The following is a 14,603-nucleotide window of genomic DNA, read 5'->3' as shown; positions in this document are numbered from 1 at the left end:
AGTCACTCGTGGTATTAAGTTTCACTTTAATAATAAGTACATAAATGAGAGGACGTCAAATTGTAGTTTGACGTCAGATAGCGGATTAAGGATTAAATTCTTGCCGCTTCGGGAAGTTGACGTAACCGTTGCCCGACATACAAGGCTAGCAACAGTAGGATGGCGATAAATACCACCACCCCAGTCCAGCCAAAATTAAGCCAGAAAATACCGCCTAATGTTCCCGCTACACTCGAACCGGCATAATAACAAAATAAATACAGCGACGAGGCTTGGGCTTTTGCGCGGCGGGCGCGGCGGCCAATCCAGCTACTGGCAACTGAGTGTGCGGCGAAAAAACCAGCGGTAAATACCATCATGCCAATAAAAATCGTAATTATCGGTGAAAAGCCAGTAATTATAACACCCACCAACATCATGCCTATTGATGCCATTAATACTGGCCCTCGGCCATAACGGCTGGTCAAAGAGCCTGCTTTGGGTGAGCTATAAGATCCGGTTAAATAAACAATCGATAATAATCCCACCACGGCTTGGCTGAGATAATAAGGTTGTGTCAGTAAACGATAACCGATGTAATTAAATAAGGTCACGAAGCTCCCCATAATCAAGAAACCTTCGGCAAACAACAGTGGCAAACCTGAATCGCGCCAATGCAGTTTAAAATTAATGGCAAGTGTCCGAGGCCGCAGTGAAGTAGGGCGGAAGTGTTTCGACGCCGGAAGAATACGCCAGAACATGCAAGCAGCCGCTAAAGCAAATAAACCAATTACCGCCAGTGCAATTCGCCATGAAAAGAAATCACTCAGCACCCCAGTGACCAAACGACCACTCATGCCGCCAATGGAATTACCGCTAATATATAGCCCCATGGATAGCGCAACAAAGCTCGGGTGAATCTCTTCACTGAGGTAGGTCATCGCCACGGCGGCTACCCCACTAAGGGACAAACCAATCAGCGCCCGCATCAGTAAAATCCCATGCCAACTGGTCATAAATGAGCAAATTAGTGTACAGATTGCTGCCAGCATCAGTGCGACGACCATCACTGACTTGCGTCCAACGGCGTCGGAAAGTGGGCCGGTAAACATTAGGCCAAAAGCTAACATCCCGGTTGCTGTCGAAAGTGACAAACTGCTTTCCGCCGGCGAAATATTAAAATCCTGCGACAGCAGCGGCAGAATGGGTTGGACACAATAAAGTAGGGCAAAGGTAGCAAGCCCGGCCGAAAAGAAGGCCAGTGTGACGCGGATAAATTCTGGCGTACCGCGTTGAATATAGGGGCGTTTAGCTAAACGAGTCACTTTCGATTCTGCCACTAACACGCTGGCATCATCATTTGCTGCGGGAGTCGGCGCTACAGTATCTGTAGGGCGCAAAGAGCTGGTCACGGTATTTCCTTCAATCAAAAAAATCAAAACAATCTGCTGCAATAGCAAGATCATAGAAATAGTAGAGTTTTTTGTCTAATATATTAATTATTCAGAATAAGACGTTTAAAGTCTCAATGAGGTTGAATGAGTATAGAACTCAGGCACTTGCGTTATTTTATCGCCGTGGCGGAAGAGTTGCATTTCGGGCGGGCAGCTGAGCGCTTGCGGATTTCTCAACCGCCATTGAGCCAGCAGATTCAAATCCTGGAAGAGCAAATCGGTGCCCGGCTATTGGCTCGTAATAATCGGAATGTCAGTCTGACCCAAGCGGGCACTCTGTTTTTAAAAGAGTCTTACCAAATTTTGGCGCAGGTAAACTCAGCATCTGAGAAGGCGGCCCGCCTGCATCGTGGAGAATCTGGCGAACTCACCATTGGTTTCACCTCATCCGCTCCTTTTATTAGTGCGGTGTCGAAGAATTTACGGGCGTTCCGTCAACTGCATCCGCAAGTGCATATTAAAATGCAGGAGGTCAATACCAAGCAGCAAATCGAACCGCTATTGGATGGGCGGCTTGATCTTGGGGTGATGCGCAATACCCGCTTGCCGGATGCATTACAATATCGTCTATTGCTACGTGAGCCATTGGTGGCCGTCGTTCACGAAGAGCATCCATTAGCGGCGTTACCGAGCATTCAATACAGTTCACTGGCCGAGCAACCCTTTGTCTTTTTTGCGCGAGAGGTGGGCACGGCCTTATATGATGAAATTCTCACGCTGCTCGCCCGGGCCGGTATCACACCCTATATTACGCAAGAAGTTGGCGAGGCGATGACGATTGTCGGCTTGGTCTCTTCCGGATTAGGGGTCTCTATTTTGCCGGCGTCGTTTACGCGGGTAAAAGTGGATGGGGTGAAATATTTACCCTTAGCTGAGGTCAGTGCCACCACCGAGGTCTGGTTGGTCAATCATAAGCATCGGCCCGTGACGGCTCCTGCTGAAGCATTGATTCGCCTGATGGTCGCGGATCTCCCTGGGCTTAGTTCGTATAAATAACCAGCACAGTGTGCAAGAAAATCAGTGATTATGTGCAGTAAATCACATAACTAATCAAATAGTTGACGCCATATGCTAAAAGCCCCAACATAGCCGATAATCTTTATTTAGAAGCGCGAAAAATACTCGGTGGCAGAGAAGGAGCCGGTTTAGTGATAACGGATGGACAGCCTGGGCATATTGATCAAATCAAGCAGACCAATGCAGGGGCCGTTTATCGGCTGATTGATTTGTTCGGCCCGATATCCCGCATTGAACTGTCTAAGAGGGCGCAGCTGGCCCCCGCCAGCATCACCAAAATTGTGCGTGAATTGGTAGAAGCTCATCTGGTAAAAGAGACCGAATATCAAGATGTTGGTAGTCGTGGGCGGCCTGCCATTGGCTTGGTACTCGACACCGAAGCCTGGCATTATGTTTCTGGACGTATCAGCCGAGGTTCTATCACGCTCGCACTGCGCGACCTCAGCAGTAAACTGGTGGTCGAAGATCAAATTCCATTACCGGACAGCCACCCAGAGCCACTTCTTAATCGTATTCTCAGCGAAGTTGATCAATTCTTTATCCGCCATCAGGAAAAGCTTGAAAGGCTGACAGCCATTGCGATTACCATGCCCGGCATTATTGATGCCCCGGCAGGTATTGTGCATAAAATGCCGTTTTATGATGTGGATGAAATGCTGCTAGGGCCCGCATTGGAGCAGCGAACCGGATTACCTGTCTATCTGCAACACGATATTTGCGCCTGGACCATGGCTGAAGCACTGTATGGTGCCTCCCGTGGTTGTCAAAATGTTATTCAGGTGGTGATTGATCATAATGTGGGGGCGGGGGTCATTACCGCCGGTCGGGTATTGCATGCGGGTAGCCGCAGTGTGATAGAAATTGGTCATACTCAAGTCGATCCTTATGGTAAACGCTGTTACTGCGGTAATCATGGCTGCCTTGAGACAGTGGCCAGTATTGAAAGCATGTTGGAGCTTGCTCAGCAGCGCTTAAATGGTTCGATGAGCTCGTTATTACATGGTACGCCATTAAGTGTTGAGTCTCTTTGTGATGCCGCCTTGGCAGGTGACCAATTAGCTAAAGATATTATCTTGGGTGTTGGCCACAGTGTGGGGCGAATTATTGCCATCATGGTTAATTTATTTAATCCGGAAAAAATTCTGGTTGGCTCGCCACTAAATAAAGCGGCGGCTATTCTACATCCGGCAATAGCATCCTGTATTCGGCAACAAGCGCTGCCCGCTTACAGCGAGAATATTTTAGTTGAACCCACCGCATTTTTTAATCAGGGAACAATGCCAGGTGCGGCATTAGTAAAAGAAGCGTTATATAACGGCTCGTTACTGGTTAAATTACTGCAAGGATAAAGTATTCACTAATAATTAAGAGTTAATTATTAGTGGGTATGCTCAACGTTATTTGGCGCTATCTGTTAAAAACCTCTCCCAGTTCGGCAAAACATTGCGCTAACGCAAGCTGTCCATCTCTGGCATCGCCTAGACTTTTAACCATGTTGCCAATTTCGCTAATGTTATGCGGAAAAACGTGAGTCGAAGTGGCCAGATTGCGGAGTATTGTTATGTTAACGCGGATATTTGTGACGGGAACCGACACTGCTGTTGGTAAAACCGTAGTGTCACGGGCCTTACTTCAGGCCTTAAGCCAAAATGGCAGAACAGCGGTGGGTTATAAACCCGTGGCGATCGAGAGCAAAGAAACTCCCGATGGATTTCGTAATCAGGATGCACTGATTTTACAAGCTTCATCATCAATTGAAGTTGATTATCAGGAAGTTAACCCCTATCCGTTAGTCGGCGATGTAATCCATGCCTGCTCGGATACCCTGATAAACTACAACAAGATGACCGAAGGGTTGCAGCAATTATCGGCTAAAGCAGATACGGTGGTGGTCGAGGGCTGTGGCGGTTGGAAAGTCATGATGAATGACCAACGCTTTTATTCTGACTGGGTTGTACAAGAACAATTGCCAGTTATTTTAGTGGTCGGGATTAAATTAGGCTGTATTAACCATGCCTTATTAACGGCACAAGCCATTATCAATGATGGATTACCTTTATTGGGCTGGGTCGCGAATAGAATTAACCCTGGGCTGGCACATTATGCTGAAACCATCGCAATGTTACGCGACCGTTTACCAGCTCCGCAGTTAGGACAATTACCTTATCTGCCTCATCCAGAACAAAAGCCGCTGGCAAAATATTTAGATTTGACGGCTATGAGTCGATAATATAAATATTGCAGGCGATGATTCTTAGCTAAATAAATAATTTCTGTCGTTTTAATATTGTCAGCCTATTTTAACGTGAATGATATACTGAATTAGGGCGTAACCAGCGAGCTATTGTTGTGGCAATAACACAGGATAGTAGCAGCCCGGGGAGTAAGGTATATTCCCCCGTCATTTCGCAGACCATTAGCGCGGCCATAATTGGCGCGTGAGTGGTGGCTGCCAGTAATGTGGCCATACCGGTCAATGCCATGAGTACTGCAATGTTGTCTCCGAGTATTGGCCACCAGGCAAACATCTGCCCGCATAACATGCCCAATGCTGCCCCGACAAACAGTGTCGGGGTAAATACCCCGCCGGGCGCGCCTGAACCGCTGCTCGCCAATACCGCCATTAACTTGCATATCAGTATGCCGCCAATTAATAACACCCCGGGTGGCGTGGTCAAAAATGACTGTACCACACTGTAGCCATTCCCCCAGACCTCAGGGAAAATCAACGATAATAGCCCAACGATAATACCACCAAGTGCAAGTTGCAGTGGGGGCGATAGATTCAACGAGCGGAATGCATGTCCACTGGCGGTCATACCCCGCAGGAACAGTGGCCCACAAAAACCGGCGAGTAATCCCAATAATGCCATCAACAGATACTGTATCGGCCAGGGTGAAGGTAGCGCCTGTACCTGATAAAGAGTCTCCTGACCGCCGTGTAACAGATTGGTGGTCAGCAATGCACTGACTGCGGCGATCACCACCGGCCCGAGAGAGGCTAACATTAAGGTGCCAAACAGAATCTCGGCAATAAACAGACTACCCGCCAGAGGCGCATGATAAGCACTGGCCATACCGGCCGCCGCACCACAAGCCACCCAAAGTTTCCACTCTTTAGGTTTGGCATAACGCTGAGCAAAAACGGAAGCAAATAAAGCGGCCAACAGAACCATGGCGCCTTCACGACCAATGGCACTGCCGCTGGAAACCACCAGTAAAGAGGCCAACGACTTTACCAGACTGGCGGAAACATCTAGCCGACCATCACCAATTTCAATGGCTTCCATATAATCAGTTGGCGCACTGGGTTGACGATGTTGGTAGCGCTGATAGGCCCACAGTAGTGAACCGGCCGCCAAGCCCCCGAGTGCTGGGGTTAGTGCCCGCCGCCAGCCGGTAATAGAAGAGGCCGCCGCAACCAGACTGCCATCCGTGCGGGCGAATAATAGCCACTCCAACCCTAACATAGCCTGATGGAACAACCACACAATCAATGCCGACATCATGCCGAGCATAATAGCGATCAGTAGCCGGCGCAGCATCGCGCGGTAATAATAAAGGTGGGCAGGTCGTTTCATATAAAGCAACTGGCTGGCATGTGAGTAAGCTCGAAGATGACTTATAAAACAAAAGGGCGCACCTAAGGGTACGCCCTGCTAGAAAATTGAGAAATTACTCGCCGTTAGTGATGCGGGTATAAACAATTTTCTGGGTATCATTTTCACAATGGCCAACAACCTGTCCACCGGCTTGCTGAACCTGATCATTAGGGACGATCTCCAGTTTAAAACCGGATTCCGGGACACCATTATTGATGATCTTTTGTGTGATATCTGCTTTGACAGTTTCGCAAGATGCCAAAGCAGCCAATGGCGCCAGAGAAAGTAGCAATGTGCTGATAATAAGCGTTTTTTTCATCATAAAATCCTTATGTGGATGAATAGCTTGCCTAACGTATTGATTCTTAAATGGTACCTAAAGGATAGCCCAGACTCACATAACCTCAAGTAAATCTGACACATCGCGGCCCATTACGGATTAATCTGGCGACCAGACAGACGATCCAGGCAGCGCTGAGTGTTAGGTTCCCAATAAGCGTTCAGATTATCGCTACGATCGCAGTTATCTTTAGCATCTTCAGCACGATCATATTTATCAAAATTCTTTTCTACCCGGCTATTCACTTTATTGCGCAGACGATGGGTGTCATCCCACTGCTGCTGGCTTTGCCGGGCCTGCTCTTTGGACATTGGGTCGTTGTTCCCACCGACAGAAACACAGGTGCTGCCCTGAGTGCAGGTTGCCGATTGCGCTAACGCCGGGGTTTGCCAGGTCAGTGGCAAGGCAAGCACAGCGACCGGCAGAAATGCGCGGATCAGGCGTGGCAAGCTATTTATCTTCATCGTCTTAAGTCCTTTATCAGTCGGTGATGTTAAATCATCATGTAATTAATGGCACGCTATCAGCGGATGCAAAAATTATATCATTGCTCGTAGCCGATACACTAGCTAGCGACAGTCTTGTTTAGACTATGTAGAGTAACCTGATGTTAATTATCACTGCTGGTTGGGTGTTATTTATGCCAGCAAAACCAAGGGATCTGCATGTGTTAAAGACATCGTTACTTTTTTTTGTTACCGCATTAGCTGAGATAATCGGCTGTTTCTTACCTTATTTATGGCTACGTAAAGGCGCAACAATCTGGTTATTGCTACCGGCGGCTGCGAGTTTGGCTCTATTTGTGTGGTTACTGACACTGCATCCTGCTGCCAGTGGGCGCGTCTATGCTGCCTATGGTGGGGTATATGTGGCAACAGCATTAATTTGGCTACGCGTGGTCGATGGTATCAAACTTTCGGTATTTGATTGGGTCGGTGCGGGAGTCGCTTTGGCGGGTATGCTCATTATTGTCGCCGGTTGGCGGGTAAATTAAGGGGCGGGGATATCGATGCATGAAAATGTCCCACTGGCACCTAAGTAAATTATGACATAGCCCATGAAGATAAATGAGCTATGCCCCAGTGACTTTATGCGTTGGACTAACCTTCGCGGTGAATACTTAATCCCGCAAAGGATTGGCTGACTGGCATCATTTCCAGTGAGTTAATATTAACGCGAGCAGGTAGAGTGGCCACCCAATACACGGCTTCGGCGACATCTTCTGGTGTCAACGGGTTTGCACCATCATAAGTTTTATTCACGCGCTCGCCATCACCTTTAAAACGGACGGCGGAGAATTCAGTACCACCAACCATCCCCGGTTCAATGTCAGTCACACGAATATGTGTGCCATGCAAATCAGCGCGCAGACCTAAGCTGAATTGCTTAACAAAGGCTTTGGTAGCACCGTACACATTACCACCGGCGTAAGGCCAGTTAGCCGCGGTAGAACCAATATTGATAATATGACCCACATTACGCGCCACCATTTCCGGCAATAACGCGCGCGTCATATTCACCAAACCTTTGGTATTGGTGTCAATCATGGTATCCCAGTCTTCAACATTGGCCCGGTGAGCTGGTTCCAACCCCAATGCCAAACCGGCGTTATTCACCAGCACGTCGATATTTTTCAGCTCGGCGGGGAGTTCGTCGATAACTTGCTGAATAGCCGCACGATTTCGTACATCTAGCCGCACGATATGCAGCTTTGCGCCCAGTTCTGTTTTTAGCTCTTCCAGCCGCTCCTGACGACGGCCTGTCGCGATAACCTGATGACCGTGGCTGATAAATTTGCGGGCGATAGCCTCACCAAAACCTGAGGTTGCGCCAGTGACGAAAACGATCATATGCATTCCTTATTTTTCGTTGCCAATATTATAATTGATATGATTAACATACCCTTGAGTCTGCAAGGAAGCCATTGCGACATCACTATTTTACATTTCCGCATCTGACTGGCTTCTTACACACTTCATCGCCCGCATCCCGCTAAGCGTCAATGTGTCTACTAGCGATAGTAATGCGACCGCACCAATAACCACAAATGCTATCTGGAAATTTTCCAGTGGGATCATTGCCGCGCGATAGGGATGAACCACTCGGCAATGCGCAGCGCCAATTCTAATAAGATAATAATCTACATTTGAGACTCTAATTTCAGATCTAAAATGAGGTTTGAAAATTTGAATTAGATGTTTCGTCTGTGACCACTGACCGTTATCCCCATAAACAGGGTAATCACCCAGTCTGCTGCATTTAAACGGCCATATATTACCCTGATTGTGCGTAAATTCATTTACGACTGTAGGATATATCCAATGTAGATAAGGATTTTACTTATTTTTTGTATTTCAATTAAAAATATAATTAACCAGATTGAATCATAGAGTTGATATATAAATTCACTTTTTTTAGCGAATGCGATCGAAAAATCTGCGCAATAGGTAACCAATAGTCTATATGACTTGTTAAGCTCGATGTTATAGGGAAATGATCTATATTATTGGTTTTAAACAGATTAATAGATCGAGTATAGTGATATCCATAGTCATTAAATGGGATTGTAATGGTTTGAATTTCCTTTATTCAGTTATACGTCAATGAGAGTGTTAAATCACTGTATGAATATTTATCATTCCTGCCGTGAAATAATTAACCTGGCTAATTGACACTTATTTCTAATGTATTCTCTCTCGGCGATAAGATTGTATCTGCTGGGGCAGGGGATTTAAAAAATATCGTTTTAATATGCCATTAACAGACAGTATCTCTAAATTTTTCTGTTAACACTTATCAGTGTGAAACACCCAAAGCACAAAAATATTTAACGATTGCTTTCTTTTCAATTACTCATTATGGAGTCGAGAAATTTTCATGTAGCTATTAATCAGCGGCAGCCTGTGGCTAAAACAATTTGATAACAAAAACTTCGCTTAATTGTATGTATTCCATTTAGCGAGTCACATAAACATATCACTACAAGGAATGTTAATTATAATGAAATATATTAATAAATCTGCATTACTTATCGTATTTTTAAGCATGGTATTCTCTGGCTATGCTGCCGCTAGCGGGCCTGAAGACTACTGTGATGACAGCGGATGTAATCTGGAAGATGGGCACCCCGATAATACGCTTGATTTTGGTGGCGGGAGCATTAATTTGGGTGATCACTTCGATATAGTAAATTATTCAGAAAATGCTTTTTTTATTAAAAATCTGAATATTAATGATGATAATATTGAATTTGATAGATACGACTGGGACTATTATTATGAAAATACTATCATTCACCTTATGGGGGAACCGGGTAGCTTTAGTTTTGATCAATGGAATATTGATACAACAGAAAGAATTACCTCTCTCTTTTATATAGATAAATATTACATGGGCGATGAGATTAATAAAAATATTTTATCACTAAATAATTCTTTCATTCGCGCCAATGCTGATACTATCTTTAATACTAGCATTTATTTTCCTGATTTATTAGATGCAGGCACCATTAATGCTATATCGATTAATGACTCCACAATTATTAATGATAAGAAACATATCTCAAATGATGACGAAGATATCGAACGCGACATTTTAGATACCCGCTTAGGCACTATATTGAATATTTATCCGGTTTCCGATTGGGCTGATGAGGAACAACGGGATTTAACTGTGGCGTATAATTTTAATCACAGCTTAATACGTGCGCAAGCGCTGGCTGGTATCAGTAAAGAGGGATGTTGCAGCTACAGCGAGTGGGAAGATAGAGGTAATACTATCGCGATTAATCTGACGGACAGTCAGGGGCAGTTTAACAACTTGTTGATTAATGGCCGACAATCGATATATGACACCACATCTGTCAAAGATGCGGTTCAGGTCAATCTGGATAACTCCACAGTTTCCTCTGGCATCTACAGCGAATTCTACGGTAGCTTTCGCTTAACTAATACTGCACTGAATCTGAGTAATAATTCAGTATTTAATTATCTGGGGAATTGTACTGATTCAGATAATTGTAATAGTTTCCTTATCGACGACGGTTGTTATTCATGTGGTAGTCACCTAAATGCAACCTATGAGAACCCACATTATTATGATTCGTATATTCATGAGATCAACATCAACGGCGGTTCCAACTTTGTGTTTTCGCCGCTAGGGGAATTTAAGCTGTTATATGTTGATCGGATGACTTCCGATGGCAGTGGCATTATTACAATGAATACTGATGTATCGACACTAACGGGCGACATGTTGGACATTAAACAGGCGAGCGGGAAGTTCAACGTAATGATTCAGGACAGCGGCAGAGAACCAACCAGCAAAGAAGGCCTTTCTCTGATTTATGTGGGCAAAGGCGAGAGTGGCCAGTTCCAGTTGAACGACAATAAATGTGTGGATATTGGTGCCTATACTTACTCTCTGGCTTCTGTCCGCAATGGCGAACGCTATACCTGGTTCCTGACGCCGTCGGATTTATCAACGCTGACAGAAGAAGAAGTTGTCGATTCCCGACTGATTCCAGATCGTCCTCAGACCAGCCCATCTACTGATGGTGTCATCAGTATGGCTTCCGCCAGTCAGTTTATTCTAAATGATGAGCTGGAAAACTTGCGTATGCGTCGTGGTGATATGACGAGAAACACCAGCGAGAATTCTAACGTTTGGGGACGGCTTTTAACCCGTACTTTACGAATTAATGGACCTGAAAATTCTGCCTATAAGCTGGAACGCAGCGGCATGGAGTTGGGTGGCGATCAAATCTTTGATATCGGCAACGATAAACTGATGGTGGGGATTAGCACATCTGTGTCAGACAATAAAGTGAAGCATAACCGTGGTGGCACCAGCAATATCGATACCTATACCAGCGGTATTTATGCAACGTATGTGGCAGAAAATAATGTCTACATTGATGCTGTAGTAAAGTATGCTCATTTTGATAATGACCTGAACGTAAGAACAACTAACGGTAGTTTGGCACAGGCTAAATATAAGCAAAATGGTATCGGTACATCCTTGGAACTGGGATATAAACACCAGTTTGAGAACAATAGTTTTGGTCTATTTGTTGAACCCTATGGACGTATGAGCTATTCAACGGTTAAGGGCAAAGATTTCCAGCTTAGTAACGGTATGCAAGCAAAAATCGACCATCAAGAATCGTTACTGGGGGAGGTCGGTTTCTCACTCGGTGCTGAGTTTATTGTGGCAGAAACAGCGATTTTGAGCCCGTATATCAAGATTGCAGCGGAACACGAGCTGATATCGGATAACCCTGTCTATATTAATGATACGACAAAGTTCACCAATGATTTTTCTGGTACTGCCGGTAAATATGGTGTTGGTCTGAATCTATCGGTGAATAAGCATACTTCTATGTTTGCGGAAATAGACTATGTTAACGGCCGTAATATTGAAGTGCCGATCAAAGCCAATATTGGTTTCAGAATTAACTTTTAGCCGTTAGCTTAATATTGTGAAAATCCGCCTTTGTCGAAAGCGGTATTAAATAGAGCGGGGCGCACTAAGTTAGAGCCTTAGGGCCCCGTTTTATACATATCAAGATGGCTGAAGTGAATTGATTTTAATAGAGATAAATAGGGCAGACTGAACACTGAAATCACGTTTCAAATCCATGTGGTCCTATAACATATTTTGAGCATACCGGATTCAGAAGAGGCTTATTGAGTGACAGTGTCACAAGTAATCAGAAAAATCATGAAATTATTTCAGACCCCCGTTGAGGATGCAACGGGGATCTGTAGCAAGGTAATTCAATAAAATCCACCGAATATAGTGGCTACTTTTTCTTATACACATCAGCGGTAGCATGAATCTTATTATCAGTATTTGCTGATGTAACTACATAATAATCGCCACCCAGTTCATCTGCTTTTTTTGACAACTCTTCTCGAGCATCCATCGGTGCCATTTCATTGGATGTAACAATATTCCCGATTTTCTCATACTGACCAGGATTTTTGTTGAGATCTTCTTTAGTCAACAGCTCAGCGGATATTACACCGGAAGAGAATGCGGCGAGAACAGCTAACATTGCCATTTTTTTCAATAAATTCATAATATTCCTCTCATAAAGATAGCTAAAAACCATATGGAACCGTATTAAGTATTGTTCCTATAGTCAATTTTATCCAGTCGGCTAAGTTACGCGCTTGCGGATGACCATCTTTGGCCGGATTGAGCTAGAGTCAGCAAGGAATTTTTATGGTTAGTCAGGTAGCAGAACTCAATCAATCAGCATCAATGCAAAGCTCAAAACCCCAGATCCTGCCCATCTTTATCTTGGTGCGTATAATGTATATTATGTTAAATTGAATATTATAATAACGATCTGCAACTGCCATCAGAGTCTGCCAACCATAATCATGGCCTCCCCCATTTTTCCCGCTGTTTTCAAATTGCCAATTGCCAATGGAGTATCAAAAGACTGACCTCAGTGCTCAATTTCAACCTGCGGCTTCAACCCGTGAAGTTAAATTGGGTCACTCGTTTTTCTTAGCTGTCCAATCTGACTGTGTCCGCCGACACTTTTGAATTTAAACATCAACCACTCATCGTATCTTCGGGATGCATTTCTCTTCGCTACGCAACAAGCCGGCTATCTTAGCAATGTGTTTATTCTGTTGTCACCAATCCTGGTATTCCTACACTGCGTTTTGTCATACAGACAGAGCCAGAATTGTCTATAAAGCCAATCTTGAATAAAATCGCTTGTTTATTGCCCTATTCTGAATGATTTTCTATACATAACCTATTGAATACAAAATGAAAATATAGATTTCGCATACGCTACGTGAATTCTGTCTTTTTGGCAGTATCTTAGTACACCAGAATTCACGTAGAGGCATCTAAAAGTGGCGCTTTTTTCGGCAACAGAAAACGCTAAATTTGAGTGCCGCACTCCGTATTCATACCTAATATTGTTTATAGAGAAAAGGTGTTTTTTCCTGATAGAAAAACTATTCCAGTCGGGATAAAAATATGACCTGGGCAGCTATGCTGTCTACTAGCGCCCAAAATACCAGAAAATTAAAGCATAAAATGGCTCCTATCCTTGAAGGAACTGGATAAATCCGCACTGGTACTCGCGAGTTGGCGACTCTGAAATGTACAAAACCATATTAGGTATCAACATGAAAATTCCCTCTCTCCAGCCCAGCTTCAACTTTTCCGCCCAGGCAGGATACTCTGCTGCTGCTGTCCCTAATCATTCGGACAATGCCTATGCGGATTACGTGTTGGATATAGGCCAGCGAATACCACTTTCCGCCGCCGATTTAGGCAATCTATACCAAAATGTCATTCATGCCGTCCATGACAGCTGTAGCAGACTCATCGATCAGCATACAGTCGATATGATCGGTAACACTGTACTTGATGCTTTGAGCCGGTCACAGACCTTTCGTGACGCCGTAAGCTATGGCATTCATAATAAGGAAGTGCACCTTGGTTACATTAAATACAGAAACGAATACGAGATCAACGGAGAATCCCCCGTCGAAGTTGATGATATTCAATCGCTGACGTGTGCCGAATTATATGAATACGATGTCGGGCAAGAGCCAATTTTTCCCATTTGTGAGGCGGGAGAAAACGATCACGAGAAACCTTATGTCAGTTTTGGTGTGGCACCGGATGCTGACTCGTACGAGATGCCATCATGGCAGGAAGGGCTGATTCACGAGATTATTCATCATGTTACTGGAGCTAGCGATCCATCCAGAGATAGCAATATAGAGCTAGGACCGACTGAGATTCTCGCGCGTCGTGTGGCTCAAGAGCTGGGATGGCCAATTCCCGACTTCATAGGATACACAGCGCCGGACCGTGAAGCTCATCTTAGGTCACGCAACCTGAATGCCCTTCGCCAGGCGGCAACGCGGCATGAAGATCATGAGGAGGCTTTCTTCGAAAGGCTAGATATGATCAGCGATAAATATGAGGCAAGTCCTGATTTCACAGAGTATCCGGTTGTGTCTGACATAATGGACAATCTGATCCAGCCACACGATTTCCCCGGGTTGACTATCGATGATAATTCACCGGATATAAATCAGATCCAACTGTATCATGGTGCACCTTATATCTTCACGTTCGCCGACAGACACAATCAGCGCTGACGCATCTTTTTTTATACTTAACAACTGCCGCCATGATTCAACCGGCAGTTGTTTTTATCTGGGTAGC

General features: G+C 44.8%; 12 protein-coding genes. 6 read left to right on the top strand and 6 right to left on the bottom strand.

Annotation, left to right across the window (positions count from 1 at the left end):
- Positions 1–92: 92 nt before the first annotated feature.
- On the bottom strand, positions 93–1,391 hold the full coding sequence (locus tag N0H69_RS14265) for an MFS transporter (RefSeq protein ID WP_050151266.1): 1,299 nt from the start codon (positions 1,389–1,391) through the stop codon (positions 93–95).
- A gap of 126 nt (positions 1,392–1,517) precedes the next feature.
- On the opposite strand from N0H69_RS14265, the gene N0H69_RS14260 reads away from it, so the two are divergent.
- From N0H69_RS14260 to bioD, 3 genes are all read left to right on the top strand, one after another.
- A complete protein-coding gene (locus N0H69_RS14260; protein WP_050106984.1) occupies positions 1,518–2,429 on the top strand; it encodes a LysR family transcriptional regulator in 912 nt (303 codons plus the stop codon).
- Positions 2,430–2,581: 152 nt separating this feature from the next.
- Entirely contained in the window at positions 2,582–3,799 is a 1,218-nt protein-coding gene (gene mlc, locus N0H69_RS14255; RefSeq protein WP_050106985.1) for a sugar metabolism global transcriptional regulator Mlc, read from the top strand.
- A 212-nt stretch (positions 3,800–4,011) separates the two neighbouring features.
- Positions 4,012–4,680, top strand: a complete 669-nt coding sequence (gene bioD / locus N0H69_RS14250) for a dethiobiotin synthase (RefSeq protein ID WP_050106987.1) — start codon at positions 4,012–4,014, stop codon at positions 4,678–4,680.
- A gap of 70 nt (positions 4,681–4,750) precedes the next feature.
- On the opposite strand, the gene clcB is transcribed toward bioD, so the two are convergent.
- The 3 genes from clcB to N0H69_RS14235 form a co-directional block, all read right to left on the bottom strand.
- Positions 4,751–6,031: a voltage-gated ClC-type chloride channel ClcB gene (gene clcB, locus N0H69_RS14245; protein WP_050134451.1), complete on the bottom strand. Its 1,281-nt coding sequence runs from the start codon at positions 6,029–6,031 to the stop codon at positions 4,751–4,753.
- Positions 6,032–6,125: 94 nt separating this feature from the next.
- A complete protein-coding gene (locus N0H69_RS14240; protein ID WP_050106990.1) occupies positions 6,126–6,371 on the bottom strand; it encodes a DUF1161 domain-containing protein in 246 nt (81 codons plus the stop codon).
- Between the two features lie 113 nt (positions 6,372–6,484).
- Positions 6,485–6,856, bottom strand: coding sequence for a DUF1283 family protein (locus N0H69_RS14235; protein ID WP_050106992.1), 372 nt, complete (start codon positions 6,854–6,856; stop codon positions 6,485–6,487).
- Between the two features lie 203 nt (positions 6,857–7,059).
- Here N0H69_RS14235 and N0H69_RS14230 point away from each other — a divergent pair, with 203 nt between their 5' ends.
- Positions 7,060–7,386 carry a YnfA family protein gene (locus tag N0H69_RS14230; protein ID WP_050151264.1) on the top strand — a complete coding sequence of 109 codons (327 nt, stop codon included), beginning with the start codon at positions 7,060–7,062 and terminating at the stop codon, positions 7,384–7,386.
- A gap of 106 nt (positions 7,387–7,492) precedes the next feature.
- Here the strand turns inward: N0H69_RS14230 and ydfG are convergent, their stop codons facing one another.
- Entirely contained in the window at positions 7,493–8,242 is a 750-nt protein-coding gene (gene ydfG / locus N0H69_RS14225; RefSeq protein ID WP_050121342.1) for a bifunctional NADP-dependent 3-hydroxy acid dehydrogenase/3-hydroxypropionate dehydrogenase YdfG, read from the bottom strand.
- A 1,150-nt stretch (positions 8,243–9,392) separates the two neighbouring features.
- Between ydfG and N0H69_RS14220 the strand changes: the two genes are divergently transcribed.
- Entirely contained in the window at positions 9,393–11,855 is a 2,463-nt protein-coding gene (locus N0H69_RS14220; RefSeq protein ID WP_050151221.1) for an autotransporter outer membrane beta-barrel domain-containing protein, read from the top strand.
- 340 nt (positions 11,856–12,195) lie between these two features.
- Here the strand turns inward: N0H69_RS14220 and yahO are convergent, their stop codons facing one another.
- A complete protein-coding gene (gene yahO, locus N0H69_RS14215) occupies positions 12,196–12,474 on the bottom strand; it encodes a DUF1471 family periplasmic protein YahO (RefSeq protein ID WP_050106997.1) in 279 nt (92 codons plus the stop codon).
- Between the two features lie 1,048 nt (positions 12,475–13,522).
- Between yahO and N0H69_RS14210 the strand changes: the two genes are divergently transcribed.
- Entirely contained in the window at positions 13,523–14,536 is a 1,014-nt protein-coding gene (locus tag N0H69_RS14210; RefSeq protein WP_151419871.1) for a M85 family metallopeptidase, read from the top strand.
- The last annotated feature ends 67 nt before the right edge of the window (positions 14,537–14,603 follow it).

The organism is Yersinia alsatica (genome assembly GCF_025133195.1).
Classification (GTDB): domain Bacteria; phylum Pseudomonadota; class Gammaproteobacteria; order Enterobacterales; family Enterobacteriaceae; genus Yersinia; species Yersinia alsatica.
Note: the sequence above shows the minus strand (reverse complement) of the source record. Positions and strands in the feature narration are given on the sequence as shown.

Bases quoted from the DNA above. Each gene is read 5' to 3' on its own strand.
- clcB (WP_050134451.1), bottom strand. From the start codon at position 6,031: ATGAAACGACCTGCCCACCTTTATTATTACCGCGCGATGCTGCGCCGG.
- ydfG (WP_050121342.1), bottom strand. From the start codon at position 8,242: ATGATCGTTTTCGTCACTGGCGCAACCTCAGGTTTTGGTGAGGCTATC.
- N0H69_RS14235 (WP_050106992.1), bottom strand. From the start codon at position 6,856: ATGAAGATAAATAGCTTGCCACGCCTGATCCGCGCATTTCTGCCGGTC.
- N0H69_RS14220 (WP_050151221.1), top strand. From the start codon at position 9,393: ATGAAATATATTAATAAATCTGCATTACTTATCGTATTTTTAAGCATG.
- yahO (WP_050106997.1), bottom strand. From the start codon at position 12,474: ATGAATTTATTGAAAAAAATGGCAATGTTAGCTGTTCTCGCCGCATTC.
- N0H69_RS14260 (WP_050106984.1), top strand. From the start codon at position 1,518: ATGAGTATAGAACTCAGGCACTTGCGTTATTTTATCGCCGTGGCGGAA.
- bioD (WP_050106987.1), top strand. From the start codon at position 4,012: ATGTTAACGCGGATATTTGTGACGGGAACCGACACTGCTGTTGGTAAA.
- N0H69_RS14240 (WP_050106990.1), bottom strand. From the start codon at position 6,371: ATGAAAAAAACGCTTATTATCAGCACATTGCTACTTTCTCTGGCGCCA.
- N0H69_RS14210 (WP_151419871.1), top strand. From the start codon at position 13,523: ATGTACAAAACCATATTAGGTATCAACATGAAAATTCCCTCTCTCCAG.